At 71.3% G+C, this 15,873-nt stretch carries 15 protein-coding genes; 9 read left to right on the plus strand and 6 right to left on the minus strand.

The window, feature by feature from the left end:
- Nucleotides 1-127: 127 nt before the first annotated feature.
- Nucleotides 128-1,153, minus strand: coding sequence for an NADP-dependent oxidoreductase (locus ACIBTU_RS12360; RefSeq protein WP_399125983.1), 1,026 nt, complete (start codon nt 1,151-1,153; stop codon nt 128-130).
- A 119-nt stretch (nt 1,154-1,272) separates the two neighbouring features.
- Between ACIBTU_RS12360 and ACIBTU_RS12365 the strand changes: the two genes are divergently transcribed.
- Nucleotides 1,273-1,710, plus strand: coding sequence for a MarR family winged helix-turn-helix transcriptional regulator (locus tag ACIBTU_RS12365; protein ID WP_399125984.1), 438 nt, complete (start codon nt 1,273-1,275; stop codon nt 1,708-1,710).
- Between the two features lie 201 nt (nt 1,711-1,911).
- Here ACIBTU_RS12365 and ACIBTU_RS12370 read toward each other — a convergent pair whose 3' ends face one another.
- Entirely contained in the window at nt 1,912-2,571 is a 660-nt protein-coding gene (locus tag ACIBTU_RS12370; RefSeq protein ID WP_399125985.1) for a hypothetical protein, read from the minus strand.
- Between the two features lie 189 nt (nt 2,572-2,760).
- Between ACIBTU_RS12370 and ACIBTU_RS12375 the strand changes: the two genes are divergently transcribed.
- The 7 genes from ACIBTU_RS12375 (at nt 2,761) to ACIBTU_RS12405 (ending at nt 11,191) form a co-directional block, all read left to right on the plus strand.
- Nucleotides 2,761-3,918 (plus strand): mandelate racemase/muconate lactonizing enzyme family protein, encoded by a 1,158-nt coding sequence (locus tag ACIBTU_RS12375; RefSeq protein ID WP_399125986.1) that lies wholly within the window; start codon nt 2,761-2,763, stop codon nt 3,916-3,918.
- Nucleotides 3,915-4,919 (plus strand): zinc-binding dehydrogenase, encoded by a 1,005-nt coding sequence (locus ACIBTU_RS12380; RefSeq protein WP_399125988.1) that lies wholly within the window; start codon nt 3,915-3,917, stop codon nt 4,917-4,919. Before ACIBTU_RS12375 ends, ACIBTU_RS12380 begins: the two co-directional genes overlap by 4 nt.
- Nucleotides 4,920-5,039: 120 nt before the next feature.
- On the plus strand, nt 5,040-5,996 hold the full coding sequence (locus ACIBTU_RS12385; RefSeq protein WP_399125989.1) for a hypothetical protein: 957 nt from the start codon (nt 5,040-5,042) through the stop codon (nt 5,994-5,996).
- A gap of 61 nt (nt 5,997-6,057) precedes the next feature.
- A complete protein-coding gene (gene chvE, locus ACIBTU_RS12390; RefSeq protein WP_399125991.1) occupies nt 6,058-7,164 on the plus strand; it encodes a multiple monosaccharide ABC transporter substrate-binding protein in 1,107 nt (368 codons plus the stop codon).
- 62 nt (nt 7,165-7,226) lie between these two features.
- Complete coding sequence (gene mmsA / locus ACIBTU_RS12395; RefSeq protein WP_399125992.1) at nt 7,227-8,777, plus strand: multiple monosaccharide ABC transporter ATP-binding protein; 1,551 nt, start codon at nt 7,227-7,229, stop codon at nt 8,775-8,777.
- A complete protein-coding gene (gene mmsB, locus ACIBTU_RS12400) occupies nt 8,774-10,006 on the plus strand; it encodes a multiple monosaccharide ABC transporter permease (protein WP_399125993.1) in 1,233 nt (410 codons plus the stop codon). Before mmsA ends, mmsB begins: the two co-directional genes overlap by 4 nt.
- A gap of 30 nt (nt 10,007-10,036) precedes the next feature.
- Nucleotides 10,037-11,191, plus strand: coding sequence for an aldose epimerase family protein (locus tag ACIBTU_RS12405; protein ID WP_399125994.1), 1,155 nt, complete (start codon nt 10,037-10,039; stop codon nt 11,189-11,191).
- 65 nt (nt 11,192-11,256) lie between these two features.
- Here the strand turns inward: ACIBTU_RS12405 and ACIBTU_RS12410 are convergent, their stop codons facing one another.
- The 4 genes from ACIBTU_RS12410 to ACIBTU_RS12425 form a co-directional block, all read right to left on the minus strand.
- Nucleotides 11,257-12,102: an SMP-30/gluconolactonase/LRE family protein gene (locus ACIBTU_RS12410; protein WP_399125995.1), complete on the minus strand. Its 846-nt coding sequence runs from the start codon at nt 12,100-12,102 to the stop codon at nt 11,257-11,259.
- On the minus strand, nt 12,099-12,872 hold the full coding sequence (locus ACIBTU_RS12415; RefSeq protein ID WP_399125996.1) for an IclR family transcriptional regulator: 774 nt from the start codon (nt 12,870-12,872) through the stop codon (nt 12,099-12,101). The genes ACIBTU_RS12410 and ACIBTU_RS12415 overlap by 4 nt, the downstream gene beginning before the upstream one ends.
- Nucleotides 12,873-12,986: 114 nt before the next feature.
- Nucleotides 12,987-14,231: a helix-turn-helix domain-containing protein gene (locus tag ACIBTU_RS12420; RefSeq protein ID WP_399125997.1), complete on the minus strand. Its 1,245-nt coding sequence runs from the start codon at nt 14,229-14,231 to the stop codon at nt 12,987-12,989.
- 3 nt (nt 14,232-14,234) lie between these two features.
- Nucleotides 14,235-14,387, minus strand: coding sequence for a DUF2613 family protein (locus ACIBTU_RS12425; RefSeq protein WP_188339108.1), 153 nt, complete (start codon nt 14,385-14,387; stop codon nt 14,235-14,237).
- 182 nt (nt 14,388-14,569) lie between these two features.
- Here ACIBTU_RS12425 and ACIBTU_RS12430 point away from each other — a divergent pair, with 182 nt between their 5' ends.
- Entirely contained in the window at nt 14,570-15,628 is a 1,059-nt protein-coding gene (locus ACIBTU_RS12430) for a DUF3068 domain-containing protein (RefSeq protein ID WP_399125998.1), read from the plus strand.
- Nucleotides 15,629-15,873 lie beyond the last annotated feature (245 nt).

Consider the following 15,873-nt stretch of genomic DNA (forward strand, 5'->3'; position numbering starts at 1 on the left):
CTCCCTTGATCAATCCATTAAGCGGAAAGTTAGATCCGTATTACGGAAAGAGAGTAGCGAATGGCGCGCAGAACGAAAGTGGCCCCCGTCACAGACGGGGGCCACAATGCGCCGGGGGCGGCGGAGGTCAGAGCTTGACGATCATCTTTCCGGTGTTGTCGCCGCGGAGGACGCCCATGAACGCCTCCAGGTTGTTCTCGATGCCGTCGACGAAGGTCTCGCGGTACTTGAGCTCGCCGGAGCGGATCCAGGCGCCGACCTCCTGCACGAACTGCGGCTGCAGGTCGTAGTGGTCGCCGACGAGGAAGCCCTCGATGCGGCCGCGGGTCTGGATCAGGCGGGAGAGGTTGCGCGGGCCGGGGGCGGGCTCCGTGCTGTTGTACACGGAGATCGCGCCGCAGATGGCGACGCGGCCGTCGCGGTTCAGGCGGGCGATGGCGGCCTCGAGGTGGTCACCGCCGACGTTGTCGAAGTAGGTGTCGATGCCGTCGGGGGCCGCCTCCTTCAGGAGGGTGTGGACCTCGCCCGTCTTGTAGTTGAAGGCCGCGTCGAAGCCGTACTCCTCCAGGAGCAGCTTGACCTTCTCGTCGGAGCCCGCCGAGCCGATGACGCGCGAGGCGCCCTTGAGCTTGGCGATCTGGCCGACCTGGCTGCCGACCGCGCCCGCCGCGCCGGACACGAAGACGCTGTCGCCCTCCTTGAAGGAGAGGGTGCGCAGCAGGCCCGCGTAGGCGGTGAGGCCGGTCATGCCGAGGACGCCGAGGTAGGTGGACAGGGGCGCGGCGTCCGGGTCGACCTTGACGGCCTGCTTGGCGTCGAAGGTCGCGTACTCGCGCCAGCCGAGGAAGTGCAGGACGTGGTCGCCGACCGCGACGCCCTCGTCGTTCGAGGCGATGACGACGCCGACCGCGCCACCCTGCATGGCCTTGCCCAGCTCGTACGGGGCGACGTAGGACTTCGCGGCGCTCATCCGGCCGCGCATGTACGGGTCGACCGAGAGGTACAGGTTCTTGACCAGGACCTGGCCGGCCTCCGGGGCGGTCACCGGGGCCTCGCGCAGCTCGAAGTCCTCGGGCTTCGGCCAGCCCACGGGGCGGCTGATCAGGGCCCACTCGCGGCCGGTGGCGGGAATCTGAGGGGTGTCGGCGGACATGCGCTGATCCTTCGCGGCTGGGGGTACGGCTCGGACCGTGGGTCCGATTGTTTCACTACCTGAAACAACCATGCGTCTGAATATTTCAGAATGTCAAGTATCTGGGTACCCTGGATGGCATGACCGCCACCCGTTCGCGCCGCACCGACCCCCTCACGCTCGAAGTCGTCGAGCTGATCGGGGCCGTCGTCGCGCGCTACCACCAGGAGTACGAGGAGGCCGCCGCGCGGCACCGCCTCACGGGGGCGCAGGCGCGGGTCCTCGGGCTGCTCTCGCTCGACCCGCTGCCGATGCGGCAGATCGCCCACCGCCTGAAGTGCGAGCCGTCGAACATCACGGGGATCGTGGACCGGCTGGAGACCCGGGGCCTGGTGGAGCGGCAGCCCTCGCCCGGGGACCGGCGGGTGAAGGTGGCCGCGCCGACCGAGGAGGGCGTCCGGGTGGCACGGAGCCTGCGGGACTCGCTGGACTTCGCCCGGGAGCCGCTGGCCGGACTGTCGCACGAGGAGCGGCTCGTGTTCCGGGACATGCTGCGGCGGATGATCGGCACGGCCTGAGCCGCCGGCCGCACCGGGCAGGCCGTCAGGCGCACCGCCTGACAGTTCGCCCAGGTACCTCGGCTGCCGTCAGACGCACCACCCGACGGCGCGCTCAGACACCTCGGCAGCCGTCAGCCGCACCACCCGACGGCTCGCTCTGACACCCCGGCAACCGTCAGAGACACCGCCTGGCCGCTCGCCCAGATGCCCCGGCAGCCGTCAGGTGCACCACCACAGGAAGCGGTCGCAGGTCTCGGTCGGTGCCGGGGCCGGGGCGGGCGGCGCGGACGTGGGGCGCGGGGCGCTCGTCGTCGGCCGGGCGGTCGAGGGGGCCTGCGGCGGTGTGCTCGTGGCCGGGGTGTCCGCGCCGGCCGGGCTCCGGCTCTCCTTCTTCTCCGGCTCCTTCGACGGGGACTTCTCGGCGTCGGGGTGAGCGCGGCTCGCGCTCGGGGACGCGGAGGCCGTCGGGCCGCCGGTGGCGGAGGCGGGCGGCGTCGAGCCCTGGCTCGGCTCGGCGGGACGCGTGGAGCCGGTGCCGGTCTCCTCCGCGCCGGTGACGTCGGGGGCGGCCTGGGTGTCGGCCGGCGGACCGGAGTCGGAGAGTTCGGCGACGCCGAGTCCGCCCGCCGCGAGGGCGAGCCCCGCCGCCACGAACAGCACGCGACGGCGCCTGCGCCGCTGGGTCCGGGCCCGGGTGGAGCGGCGCCGCCGGCCGCGCGGGCGGAGCGGCGCCTCCTCGGGTTCCGCCGCGGTCTCCTCGACCGCCTCCTGCGCGGCGAGCGCCTCGGCGTAGGCGTGCACGGCCTCGGCGGGCGTGCCGCAACCGGGGCAGGTCACAGCGCCGTTGAGGTGGCGTCGGCAGGGGTGGCAGTAGTCCATGACGTAGGGAGGCTAGGCGCCACGCGGTGAGGCAAGACGACGACACTGTGAATCTTCTGTGCGGAACACGCCCTTCCGACGTGAGCGGATCCACGCAGACCCATTGACACCTCCACAGGGCCGTCCTTACTGTCACGCCACGATTTCGAACGCGTGACGAAATATCGAACATCACTGGGGGCAACAGCCTTGCGCATCACGGGAATCAGCACACATGTGGTCGGCACACCGTGGCGGAACCTGACCTATGTCCAGGTGCACACCGACGAGGGACTCACGGGTGTCGGCGAGACCCGGATGCTGGGCCGCACGGACGCGCTGGTCGGCTATCTGAAGGAGGCTCAGGCCAACCACATCCTGGGCTCCGACCCGTTCGCGATCGAGGATCTCGTCCGCCGGATGAAGTACGGGGACTACGGGCGGGCCGGGGAGATCGTGATGTCCGGCATCGCCGTGATCGAGATGGCCTGCTGGGACATCAAGGGCAAGGCGCTCGGCGTCCCCGTCTGGCAGCTGCTCGGCGGCAAGGTCACCGACCGCGTGAAGGCCTACGCGAACGGCTGGTACACGACGGAGCGGACCCCCGAGGCGTACCACGACGCGGCGAAGCGGGTCATGGAGCGCGGGTACCGGGCACTGAAGATCGACCCGTTCGGGACCGGGCACTTCGAGCTGGGCCACGAGGAGTCGCTGTACGCGGTCTCGCTCATCGAGGCCGTGCGGGACGCCATCGGTCCGGACGCCGAGCTGATGCTGGAGATGCACGGCCGCTTCTCCCCCGCGACCGCGATCCGGCTCGCCCGGGACCTCGCGCCCTTCAAGCCGGCGTGGCTGGAGGAGCCGGTGCCGCCGGAGAACCTGAAGGCGCTGGAGAAGGTCGCGGCCAAGGTGGAGATCCCGGTGGCGACGGGCGAGCGGATCCACGACCGGATCGAGTTCCGCGAGCTGTTCGAGAGCCAGGCGGCGGACATCCTGCAGCCCGACGTCGGCCACATCGGCGGCATCTGGGAGACCCGGAAGCTGGCCGCCACCGCCGAGACCCACTACATGCTGGTCGCGCCGCACAACGTGGGCGGCCCGGTGCTGACCGCCGCCTCGCTCCAAGTGGGCTTCACGACACCGAACTTCAAGGTCCTGGAGCACTTCAACGACTTCGCGGACGCCGGGATCAAGCACCTCGTCAAGGGCGCGCCGGAGGTCGTGGACGGCTACTTCGAGCTGTCGCACGCACCCGGGCTCGGTGTGGAGCTCGACGTGGACGCGGCGGCCGAGTTCCCGCAGCAGCAGGCCCGGTTCGACCTGTGGGCCGAGGGCTGGGAGAAGCGCGACCCGAAGGGCAGCGCGTGAGCCACGCCGTCGTCGTAGAGGAGCCGGGCCGCCACCGGCTGGTCCCGCACGCGCCCGCCGCGCCCGGGCCCGGGGAGGCGCGGGTGCGGGTGCACGCGGTGGGCGTGTGCGGCAGCGACCGCGAGCTCTTCCGGGGCAACCGGCCCGCCGAGTACGTGCGGTACCCGGTGACGCCGGGGCACGAGTGGTCCGGGGTCGTCGAGGCCGTGGGCGAGGGCGTGCCGGAGGCGCTCGTGGAACGCGGCGCCGTCGGCGAAGGTTTCCGGAACTGCCAGGTCTGCGAGCGGTGCCACGCCGGGGACACGACGCTGTGCACCGCCGGGTACGAGGAGACGGGCTTCACCCGGCCCGGGGCGATGGCCGCGACGCTGACGCTGCCGGCCCGGCTGCTCCACGTACTGCCCGACGACGCCGACCTGACCGCCGCGGCACTTCTGGAACCGGCGGCCTGCGTCGCCGCCGCCGCGCTGAAGGCCGGCGCCTCGCCGGGCGCGCGCGTGGCCGTCGTGGGGGCGGGGACGCTCGGGCTGCTGGCTGTGCAGATCCTCGCGGCGGGCTCGCCGGCGGACCTGCTCGTCGTCGGCCTGGACCGTGAACGGGAGGGCCTGGCCCGGGAGTTCGGGGCGACGGACTTCCGGCTGTGCGACGAGCCGCTGCCGGACGACCGTGATGTCGTGATCGAGGCCGCCGGATCCGTCTCGGCCGCCCGCACCGCGGCCTCGCTGCTCCGGCGCGGCGGGCGGCTCGTGCTCACCGGGATCCCGGCTCCGGGTGCGCAGGGCCTCGACCCGACGGATCTGGTCGTACGGCAGCTGGAGGTGCGCACCGTGTTCGGCGCGACACCGGCCGCCTGGGCGCACGCGGTCCGCCTGTTCGCCGCGGGCCTGCTCCGGCCGCGCCCCCTGGTGACCCATGAACTCCCCCTGGGCGGCTTCGAGGAGGCGATGGACCTGACCGCCTCCGGCGACCCGAAGGTGGGCAAGGTGCTGCTGCGCCCCTAGCCGGTCCGGGCCGGCGCTCTACCGGCGCACCCCGTCACGGCCCGAAGTCCGCTCACCGATCCGAACCACGTTCGAGATACCGAACAACAGAAACGCCGAACCGCACCGGAAGGGCCCCGCGTGACCGACACACCCCGCCGCCCCGGCGAACCCGCACTGTCCGCCCTGGGCCTGCACGCCCCTCCCGCCGACCCCGGCGACACCAGCCCCCATACCTTCCCCGACGGCGGCACCTGGCGCGTCGAGATCCCGTCCGTGGAAGGCCCGGAGGCCCTCGCCACCGTGCTGGCCGAGTCGGCCCGCCTGGACGTGCCCGTGCACCGCGTCAGCCAGGGCAGCGGCGTCTGGATGCTGCGGGACGCCGAGATCACCGAGATGGTCGACGCGACCGCCGGACGCGGCATCGAGCTCTGCCTGTTCACCGGCCCCCGCGGCACCTGGGACACCGGCGCCTCGGTGCGCACCGACTCGGGCGGCGCCGGGCTGCGCTCCCGGGGCCACGACGCCGTCGCCGGATGCGTCGAGGACGCCGTCCGCGCCACGGAGCTGGGCGTCAAGTGCCTGCTCGTCGCCGACGAGGGCGTGCTGTGGACCCTGCACCGGGCGCGCGCCACGGGCGTCATCCCCGCCGACACCACGCTCAAGGTCTCCGCGCTCATCGGCCCCGTGAACCCGGCCGCGTACGCCGTCTACGAGCGGCTCGGCGCCGACTCCCTCAACGTGCCGAGCGATCTGACCCTCGCCCATCTGACCGAGATCCGCCGGGTCTCGGCCGCCCCGATGGACCTGTACGTGGAAGCCCCGGACGACCTCGGCGGGTACGTCCGGATGTACGAGATCGCCGAACTGGTGCGCCGCGGCGCCCCGTTGTACCTGAAGTTCGGCCTCGCCAAGGCGCCGTCGATCTACCCGTACGGCGCCCAGCTGCGGGACGTCACGCTGGCCACCGCCCGGGAGCGGGTGCGGCGCGGCCGGCTCGCCCTCGACCTGCTCGAACGGCACGGCGCCGGGGGCGGCATGTCGCCCCTGGGCACCCGGCTGCCCGGCGACCTCCGCCGGTTCGACATGGCCTCCTGACGCTCCCACCCCGCGCTCAGCCCGACCGAACCCGTACCCCCCGACCCCAAGGATGATGACCATGGCACACCGCCGAGCCGCATTCGTCGCGACCGCCGCAGGAGCGGCCCTCGCCCTCACCCTCACCGCCTGTGGCCAGAGCGGCGAGGGCGGCAGCGAGGAGAAGGCGGGCGGATCCGAGGGCGGCACGATCGGCATCGCGATGCCGACCAAGTCCTCCGAGCGCTGGATCACCGACGGCAAGAACGTCGAGAAGGACCTCAAGGCGAAGGGGTACAAGACCAAGCTCGTCTTCGGCGAGGACGACCCCGACCAGCAGGTCTCGCAGATCGAGAACCTCATCACGCAGGGCGTCAAGGCCCTCATCGTCGCGGCGATCGACAACAAGTCCCTCGGCAACGTGCTGCAACAGGCCGCCGACGCGAAGATCCCCGTCATCTCCTACGACCGCCTGATCCTCGGCACCGAGAACGTCGACTACTACGCCTCGTTCGACAACGCGAAGGTCGGCGAGCTCCAGGCGAACTACATCGTCGACCGGCTGGGCCTGAAGAAGGGCAAGGGCCCCTTCAACATCGAGCTGTTCGCCGGGTCGAACGACGACAACAACACCCGGTACTTCTTCGACGGCGCGATGAGCGTGCTCAAGCCGTACATCGACGACAAGAAGCTCGTCGTCCGCTCCGGCCAGACCGCGCTCAACAAGGTCACCACCCTGCGCTGGGACGGGGCGACCGCGCAGAAGCGCATGGACGACATTCTCACCAAGTCGTACAAGAGCGCCAAGGTCGACGCGGTCCTGTCCCCGTACGACGGCATCTCGATCGGCATCCTGTCGGCGCTGAAGTCCGACAACTACGGCTCCTCGTCCAAGCCGCTCCCGGTGATCACCGGTCAGGACGCCGAGCTGGCGTCCGTGAAGTCGATCATCGCGGGCCAGCAGACGATGACCGTCTACAAGGACCTCCGCAAGCTCGCCGAGGTCGCCACGAACATGGTGGACGACGCCCTCAAGGGCAAGAAGCCCGAGGTCAACGACACCAAGTCGTACGACAACGGCACGAAGGTCGTCCCGGCCTATCTGCTCCAGCCGGTGAGCGTGGACAAGGCGAACTACCAGTCGGTCCTGGTGGACGGCGGCTACTACACCGAGGGCCAGCTCAAGTAGCGCGCGGCGGTCCGACCGGACCCACCGACCGCCCCACCCCACTCTCACCGGAAGGCAGGACCATGGCGGGACCCGTCCTGGAAATGCGCTCGATCGTCAAGACCTTTCCCGGCGTCAAGGCGCTGTCGGACGTCAGCCTGTCCGTCCGCCGGGGCGAGGTCCACGCCGTCTGCGGGGAGAACGGCGCCGGCAAGTCGACCCTGATGAAGGTGCTCTCCGGCGTCCACCCGCACGGCACGTACGGAGGCGAGATCCTCTTCGACGGAGAGGTCTGCCGCTTCAAGGACATCCGCGCGAGCGAGCAGCACGGCGTCGTGATCATCCACCAGGAGCTGGCGCTCGTGCCGTTCCTCTCCCTCGCCGAGAACATCTTCCTCGGCAACGAGCACGCGCGGCGCGGGCTCGTCGACTGGCGGGAGACGCTGCGGCACGCCAGCGCGCTGCTGCGGCGGGTCGGCCTCGACGACCACCCGGAGACCCGGGTGTGCGACATCGGGGTCGGCAAGCAGCAGCTCGTGGAGATCGCCAAGGCGCTCTCCAAGGAGGTGAAGCTGCTCATCCTCGACGAGCCGACGGCGGCGCTCAACGACGAGGACAGCGGCAAACTCCTGGATCTCATCCTGGAGTTGAAGCAGCAGGGCATCACCTCGATCATCATCTCCCACAAGCTGGGCGAGATCCGCAAGGTCGCCGACTCGGTGACGATCATCCGCGACGGCCGGTCCATCGAGACGCTCGACGTCAAGGACCCGGGGACGACCGAGGACCGGATCATCTCGGGCATGGTCGGGCGCGACCTCGACCACCGCTTCCCCGAGCGCACCCCGCACCAGCCCGAGGAGGGGGTCGCGCCCGCCCTGGAGATCCGCGGCTGGACCGTGCACCACCCGATCGACCAGCAGCGCAAGGTCGTCGACGACGTGTCGGTGCAGGTGCGGCGCGGGGAGATCGTCGGGATCGCCGGGCTGATGGGCGCGGGCCGCACCGAGCTCGCGATGAGCGTGTTCGGCCGCACGTACGGGCGGCACGCGAGCGGCACGGTCCTCAAGGACGGCCGGGAGATCCGTACGAAGACGGTCGCGGAGGCGATCGGGCACGGGATCGCGTACGTCACCGAGGACCGCAAGCACTACGGCCTCAACCTCATCGACACGATCAACCGGAACATCTCGCTGACCGCGCTCGGCAAGGTGGCCCGGCACGGGATCGTCGACGAGCACGACGAGCGGCAGGTCGCCGAGGGGTACCGCACGTCGATGAACATCAAGGCGCCCACCGTGTTCGAGCCGGTCGGCAAGCTGTCGGGCGGCAACCAGCAGAAGGTCGTCCTCAGCAAGTGGATCTTCGCGGGGCCCGAGGTGCTGATTCTCGACGAGCCGACCCGCGGCATCGACGTCGGCGCCAAGTACGAGATCTACACGGTCATCGACCGGCTGGCCGCCGAGGGCAGGGCGGTCGTCTTCATCTCCTCCGAACTGCCCGAACTGCTGGGCATGTGCGACCGGATCTACACCATGGCCGCCGGTCGGCTGACCGGTGAGTTCGCGCGGGCCGAGGCCACGCAGGAAGTGCTGATGCGCCAGATGACGAAGGACAAAGAGGTAACGCGATGAGCACCGAAGTGACCGACAAGAGCCCGGCGGCCGCGCCGCCGGGGGCCTCGGCCGGCGGGCTGCTGCCTCTCGTGCTCGACGGCCTGCGCCGCAACATGCGCCAGTACGGCATGCTGATCGCGCTCGGCCTGATCATCGCGCTCTTCGCCGTGTGGACCGACGGGGACCTGCTGCTGCCGCGCAACGTCTCCAACCTGGTCCTCCAGAACAGCTACATCCTGATCCTCGCCATCGGCATGATGCTGGTGATCATCGCGGGCCACATCGACCTGTCGGTCGGCTCGCTCACCGCGTTCACCGGCGCGTTCGCCGCCGTGCTCACGGTGCAGCACGGCATGTCCTGGCCGCTGGCGCTCGTCCTGTGCCTGATGGTCGGCGCGGCGGCCGGAGCCCTTCAGGGGTTCCTCATCGCCCAACTCGGCATCCCCTCCTTCATCGTGACGCTCGCGGGCATGCTGCTCTTCCGCGGGCTCACCGAGATCCTGCTGAAGGGGCAGACGCTCGGACCGTTCCCCGACGGCCTGCAGAAGATGGGCAACGGCTTCCTGCCGGAGACCGGCCCGGAGACCAACTACCACAACATCACCCTGCTGCTCGGGCTCGCCCTCGTCGTGTTCGCGGTGCTCCAGGAGGTCCGTGACCGCAGGCGGGAGCAGGAGTTCTCGCTCCAGGTGCTGCCGCGCAACATCTTCCTGCTGAAGCTGGTCGCGATCGTCGCGGCGATCCTCGTCGTCACGCTGCTGCTCGCCAGCTACAAGGGCGCACCGATCGTGCTGCTCATCCTGGGCGCGCTGATCGTCGGCTACGGCTATGTGATGCGCAACGCCGTGTTCGGCCGCCACATCTACGCGATCGGCGGCAACCTGCCCGCGGCGAAGCTGTCCGGCGTCAAGGACAAGAAGGTCACCTTCCTGGTCTTCCTCAACATGGGCGTCCTCGCGGCGCTGGCCGGTCTGGTGGTCGCGGCCCGCCTGAACGCGGCGTCGCCGAAGGCGGGCCTGAACTTCGAACTCGAGGCCATCGCCTCGTCGTTCATCGGCGGCGCGTCGATGAGCGGCGGCGTCGGCACGGTCCTCGGCGCGATCATCGGCGGCCTGGTCCTCGGCGTCCTGAACAACGGCATGAACCTCCTGAGCGTCGGCACCGACTGGCAACAGGTGATCAAGGGCCTCGCCCTGCTGGCGGCGGTCGGCTTCGACGTGTGGAACAAGCGCAGGTCCGGTTCCTGACAGCACAGTTGACCTTAGGGAGAGTCACGTATGGAACTGAGCAGACGCACAGTCCTGGCATCGGCGGCCGCGGCGGGGGTCGCCGCCACCGCCCTCGGTGGTACGGCACACGCCACCGGCAGCGGTGGTCGCACGCCGCACAAGGAACCCTTCGGCACGCTCGCCGACGGCACGAAGATCCACCGCTGGTCCCTGGAGAACGGCGGGACGCGTCTCAAGGTCCTGTCCTACGGCGGCATCGTCCAGTCCCTCGAACTCCCGGACCGGCACGGCCGGTACGCCAACGTGTCCCTCGGCTACGACCACATCGAGGGCTACGTCACCGGGACCACGTTCTTCGGCGCCACGATCGGACGCTACGGCAACCGCATCGCGAAGGGCCGGTTCACGCTCGACGGCAGGACCTACCAACTGTCCGTGAACGACGGGGACAACTCCCTGCACGGCGGCGCCATGGGCTTCAACACCCGGGTCTGGGACGTGGAAGGCTTCGTCGCCGGCCCCGATGTGGGTCTGCGCCTCCACTACACGTCGCCCGACGGCGAGATGGGTTACCCGGGCACGCTGCGGGTGCGGGTCACCTACACCCTGACCGCGCGCGGCGACTGGCGCATCGACTACGCGGCGGTGACGGACAAGGCGACCGTCGTGAACCTCACCAACCACACGTACTACAACCTCGCGGGCGAGGGCAGCGGCGGCATCTACGACCACGAACTCGCCCTGGAAGCCTCCCGGTTCACGCCCACCGACTCCGGGCTCATCCCGACCGGTGAGCTGGCGAAGGTCGCGGGCACGCCCTTCGACTTCCGCCGCGCCAAGCCCATCGGCCGGGACATCCGCACCGCGCACCCGCAGCTGGTCACCGCGAAGGGCTTCGACCACAACTGGGTCCTGGACAAGGGCGTCACGGACCGGCCGGTGCCCTTCGCGACGCTGCGCGACCCGGGCTCCGGCCGCACCCTGAAAATCGCCACCGACCAGCCGGGCGTGCAGTTCTACTCCGGCAACTTCCTCGACGGCACCCTCGCCGGCCCCTCCGGCCGGACCTACCGGCAGGGCGACGGGCTCTGCCTGGAGACCCAGCACTTCCCGGACTCCCCGAACCAGCCGTCGTTCCCGTCCACGGTGCTGCGTCCCGGCGAGACGTACCGGAGCACGACGGTGCACTCCTTCAGCGCCTGAGTCCCGCCCCGCGAGCCCCGGCCCCGCCTGTGTCCACCACGGGCGGGGCCGGTGTCGTCGGCGAACTACCGCTCGCCGTACGCGGGTTGCGGGAGGCCCTGCCCGGCGTCCGGGATTACGAGGAGGGAGCCCTCCAGGGGGGCCGGCGCGTCGAGGCCGACGCGGGCCGTGGTCACGTACAGGTCGGTGAGGTCGGGGCCGCCGAAGGCGCAGGCGGTGGGGCGGCGGACCGGGAGGGGGACGGTGCGGTCGAGGGTGCCGGAGGGGGTGTAGCGGTGGAGGGCGCCGCCGTCCCACAGGGCGACCCAGACACAGCCGTCGGCGTCCACGGTGAGGCCGTCCGGGAAACCGGAACCTTCCTGGATCCGTGCGAACTCCCGCCGCTCGCCGAGGCGTTCGCCCCATACGTCGAAGACGTCGATGCGGCGGGTCGGGGAGTCCACGTAGTACATGAGGCGGCCGTCGGGGCTCCAGCCGGTGCCGTTGGAGACGGTGACGGCGGGCAGGATCTCGGTGGTCGTGCCGTCGGGGCCGACGCGGATCAGGTGACCGCCGCCGGGCGCCTCGTCGTAGTGCATGGAGCCGGCCCAGAGCGCGCCGTCGGGGGCGACGGCCGCGTCGTTGCCGCGTCGGCCCGGGACCGGGTCCCGGTGCAGCCAGGAGAAGGCGCCGTCGGGTGCCCAACTTCCCACGCCGTCACGGAGGTTGAGCACCAGGCCGCCGTCTGTGCGCGGCTTGGCGGCGCCGACGTGCTGCTCGGTCGCGCGGACCGTGCGGCGGCCGGTGGCGGGCTCGTAGGTGTGGACGCGGGAGCCGAGGATGTCGACCCAGATCAGCCGGCCCGCCGCCGGGTCCCAGGTCGGCCCCTCGCCCAGCTCGGCACAGGCCGCGACGGCCTGCTCGGCCCTCACGGCCGGCCCCGGTGGCCGAGCCGCTCCGAGAGGTCGGCGGCGCCCTTCACGACCAGCTCGGCGAGCTCGGCCTCGCGGTCGTCGCTCCAGCGGATCATCGGTACGGAGATGGAGAGCGCGGCGACGACCCGGTTGGTGCGGTCGCGCACGGGCGCGGCGACGCAGGACACGTCCGGGTTGGACTCGCGGCTCTCGAGGGCGACCCCGCGCTCGCGGATCGCGGCGAGGTGGGTGCGCAGGGCGGCCGGGTCGGTGATCGAGTTCTCCGTCATGCCGGTCAGCTCGGCGTCGTCCGGGATCCGGGCGTCGAGCTCCCGCTCGGGCAGCGAGGCGAGCAGCATCTTGCCGACGGAGGTGCAGTGGGCGGGCAGCCGGCGGCCGGCGGCGGAGACCATGCGCACGGCGTGCGTGGAGTCGACCTTGGCGATGTAGATGACGTCGGTGTCCTCGAGGATCGCGACGTGGACGGTCTCGTCGCAGGTCTCGGCGACGGTGCGGGCCACCTCCCGGCCCTCGGCGGCGAGGTCGAGCTGCTCCGCGTAGCGGCTGCCGAGCTGGTAGGGCCGCACGCCCAGGCGGTAACGGCCGGGCTGACCTGGCTCCTGCACGAGGTACTGCCGGGCGGCGAGCGTGGAGACCAGCTCGTGCACGGTGGTGCGGGGCAGTTGCAGCTTGCGGACGATGTCGGGGGCGGTCAGCGTCCCGTCCCCGTCGAGGAAGAGCTCGAGGATGTCCAGAGCCCGGGTCACGGCCGGCACGAGGCGTCCCATCACCGACCCCCTCCCTTGTTCGAAATTTCAACCGTCATTCGGCATCGCGAACACAGGGTACGTACAGGCTCTCCCCGGGGGCAATGGATCGCCGCCGCCGGTCCGGAGCGGGGTCTACGGGGGCCCGAGTTCTCCTCGTAAGCGACGGGCCCTCAGGACCAGTTCGAGTTCGAAGCGGCGGTCCGGGTCGTCGACCTCGTCGCCCCACAGTTCGCGGATCTGGCGCAGGCGGTAGCGGACGGTCTGGGGGTGGACGCCGAGGCGGGCGGCCACTTCGGGGGCGCCTCCTCGCGTCTCCAGCCAGGCGAGGAGGGTCTCGGCGAGGCGGCGGGAGTGGGCGGGGCCGCAGTGGGTGAGGGGGGCCAGGGCGCGGCGGGCGAGGTCGTCGACGAGCTCCTCGGGCTGGAGGAGGACGAGGGCCTGGGTGTGTTCGGTGCAGCGCAGGACGTCGGTGGCGGGGAGCAGGCCGCGTTCCATGAGGGCGACGGCGGACTCGGCCCAGCGCAGCGACTTCGCGGCGTCGGCCGGTGCGACGGGCGGGCCGATCGCGCCGGACCAGCCGGTGAGGGCGCGGCGCAGCAGGTCGGGCCGGCCGCCCGTGTCGGGGTCGGGGACGACGAGCCGGGGCCGTTCGGTCTCCATGTCGAGGAGGACGTCGGGGCCGACGGCGGGGGCGACCGCGTCGCGCGCGGGGCGTAGCAGGACGCCGACGGCGACCTGGTCGGGGACGGGCCAGCCGATGCGGGCGGCGCGTTCGGTGAGGGCCTTGACGGGGTCGGGCGGGGCGACGGCGTGCCCGTCGAGCAGCAGGTCCATGAGTTTGCGCTGCTGGCGCAGGCGTTCTCCGGCCTGCCGGGCGGCGGCCTCGGCGTAGCCGCGGACGGACTGGTCGACGAGGCTGTCGAGGTACTCGTAGCCGGACTCGGCGAGTTCGTACATGGCGGGGGGCGGGATGCGCAGGCGCTGGCCGATGTCGGCGAGGCGGCGCCAGGCGAGTTTGACGCCGAGCCGGTACATGGCCTGGAGGGCGTCGAGGCTCTGCCCGTGCAGGCTCTGGCCGCGTCCGAACTCCTGGAACATGGAGGGGAGTTGGTCGGTCGTCCCGTCGGTGTCGCCGAGGGCGCCGGAGACGGTGGCCAGGTGCCGGACGAAGCCCTCGATGGCGCGCCGGATGCCGACGAGCGCCATGGGTTCGCCCGACGCGTCGATGACGAGGGGTAACTGGGGGAACTCGTGGCGGATCTCCCGCAGGATGTCCTCGGCGAGCCGCGGCGCCTCCTCCAGGGAGAGCGCCGAGAACTGCCGCACCTGCGGGCGCGGCACGTCGCACCAGGCGGAGCGGGTGGTGGTCGTGGGCACGGGTCAGCGCCCCGATCCGGGTGTCTCATAGGTGAGCAGCGGCGTGTTGGGCTGCTCGGGGGTCGCGTCGATCAGCGCGAGCACGCCGAAGGCCGCGGCGACGGCGAGGGCCGCACCGGCGGCCACGGACAGCGCCGCGGCAAGCAGTCGGTTCATCGCAGGGTCAGCCTCTCGTCCAAGATCTCGGAGTTCTGAGGTCGGTCCCCACCCTGTGTGTTCCGGCAAGTCCCCAGTGTGGTCAGGAGATTGACACTGCGTCAAGAGCCGGTCTACGGTTCCCGGCCCATGACCGGCCGACCACGGCCATGCCGTGGCGCCCTACCCCCCAGGAGCGCCCCATGAGTCGCAGTGCCTCGCATGCTTCCCCGACCTCGACCCGGGCCGCGTCCCGGACGTTTCCGCTGGTGGCCATAGGTGTGGGCGCGTTCCTTCTGGTGCTCGCCGGGCTGCTCGCGTGGTACGTCGAACCACGCGCCGAACGCACTCCGCTGAACACCGACACCACGACGGTGTTCACCGGAACCGGCAGCTATTTCGACACCGGAAAGATCCGGACCGTGCACGACAAACGGATCACGATCACCCGTCAGGTGCGCGGCGACGTCGCGGACGGCGAGCGCGGCGGGACGGCGGTGTGGGACGTGACGACCTCGGTCGACACGGACGCCTCGCTGCCGGCCGCGGATCCGCACGACGCGTTGCAGTGGACCCAGGAGCGCTGGGTCACGGACCGGAAGACGAACCTCCCGGTGCACTGCTGTGGCGAGAGCCCCGCGTTCCGGGGTGAGGCCTACCTGAAGTTCCCGTTCCGGGTGGAGCGGCGGACGTACACCTGGTGGGACAACACGCTGGGCGCGACGATCCCGCTCCGCTTCCGCGGCACGACGAAGGTCCAGGGCTACGAGGGCTACCGGTTCACCGGCACGGTCGCCCCGGCCAGGACGGGTTCCCGCCTGGTCCCCGGAAAGCTCGTCGGGCAGCCGAAGCGGGGCCAGGTCCTCGCCGAGGAGTGGTACGCCAACCACGGCGTCGAGCTGGTCGCCGACCGGCTCACGGGCCGCGTCCTGTACGCGGCGATCGGCCCGCGCAAGACGCTGCGCGCACCGGGCACGGACCGGGACGCGGCGGTGCTCCTGGACAGCCGGAAGATCGCGTTCACCCCGGCGACGCAGCGCGCGCAGGTGGCGCTGGCGCAGGACGACAACGACCGGCTGACGCTGCTCGGCACGACGGTCCCGCTGGTCGCGGGCGGTGCGGGGGTCCTGGTCCTGGCGGCCGGCGCGGTGCTCCTCGCGGTGCGGGGCGGGCGGGGCGCGGGGGGCCGGGAGCGGCCCGAGGGGCTTCGGCGCCCTGATCCCGATACGTCCCCGACAGCCCTGGAAACGTCCACGATGTGACGGTACGTCAGACCAGGAAAGCCCGAAAGTTGTCACGCGGGTGAGTAGCCGCGGCGAACGCCGCGGCGAAAACTGTGCCACCCCACCCCGTGCACAGTCCCCGCACAGCCCCGGCACAGTACCCACCGGTACGGACCCGTACCGAACCGAGTACGGACCCAGCACGCACCCCGTACGGGCCCAGCACACCTCCCGTACGGACCGGTCGCGGCGCCCGACCAGCGCCGCGCACCTCTCGCAAGTGC

It is taken from the genome of Streptomyces sp. NPDC050145 (assembly GCF_044460245.1).
Lineage (GTDB): Bacteria > Actinomycetota > Actinomycetes > Streptomycetales > Streptomycetaceae > Streptomyces.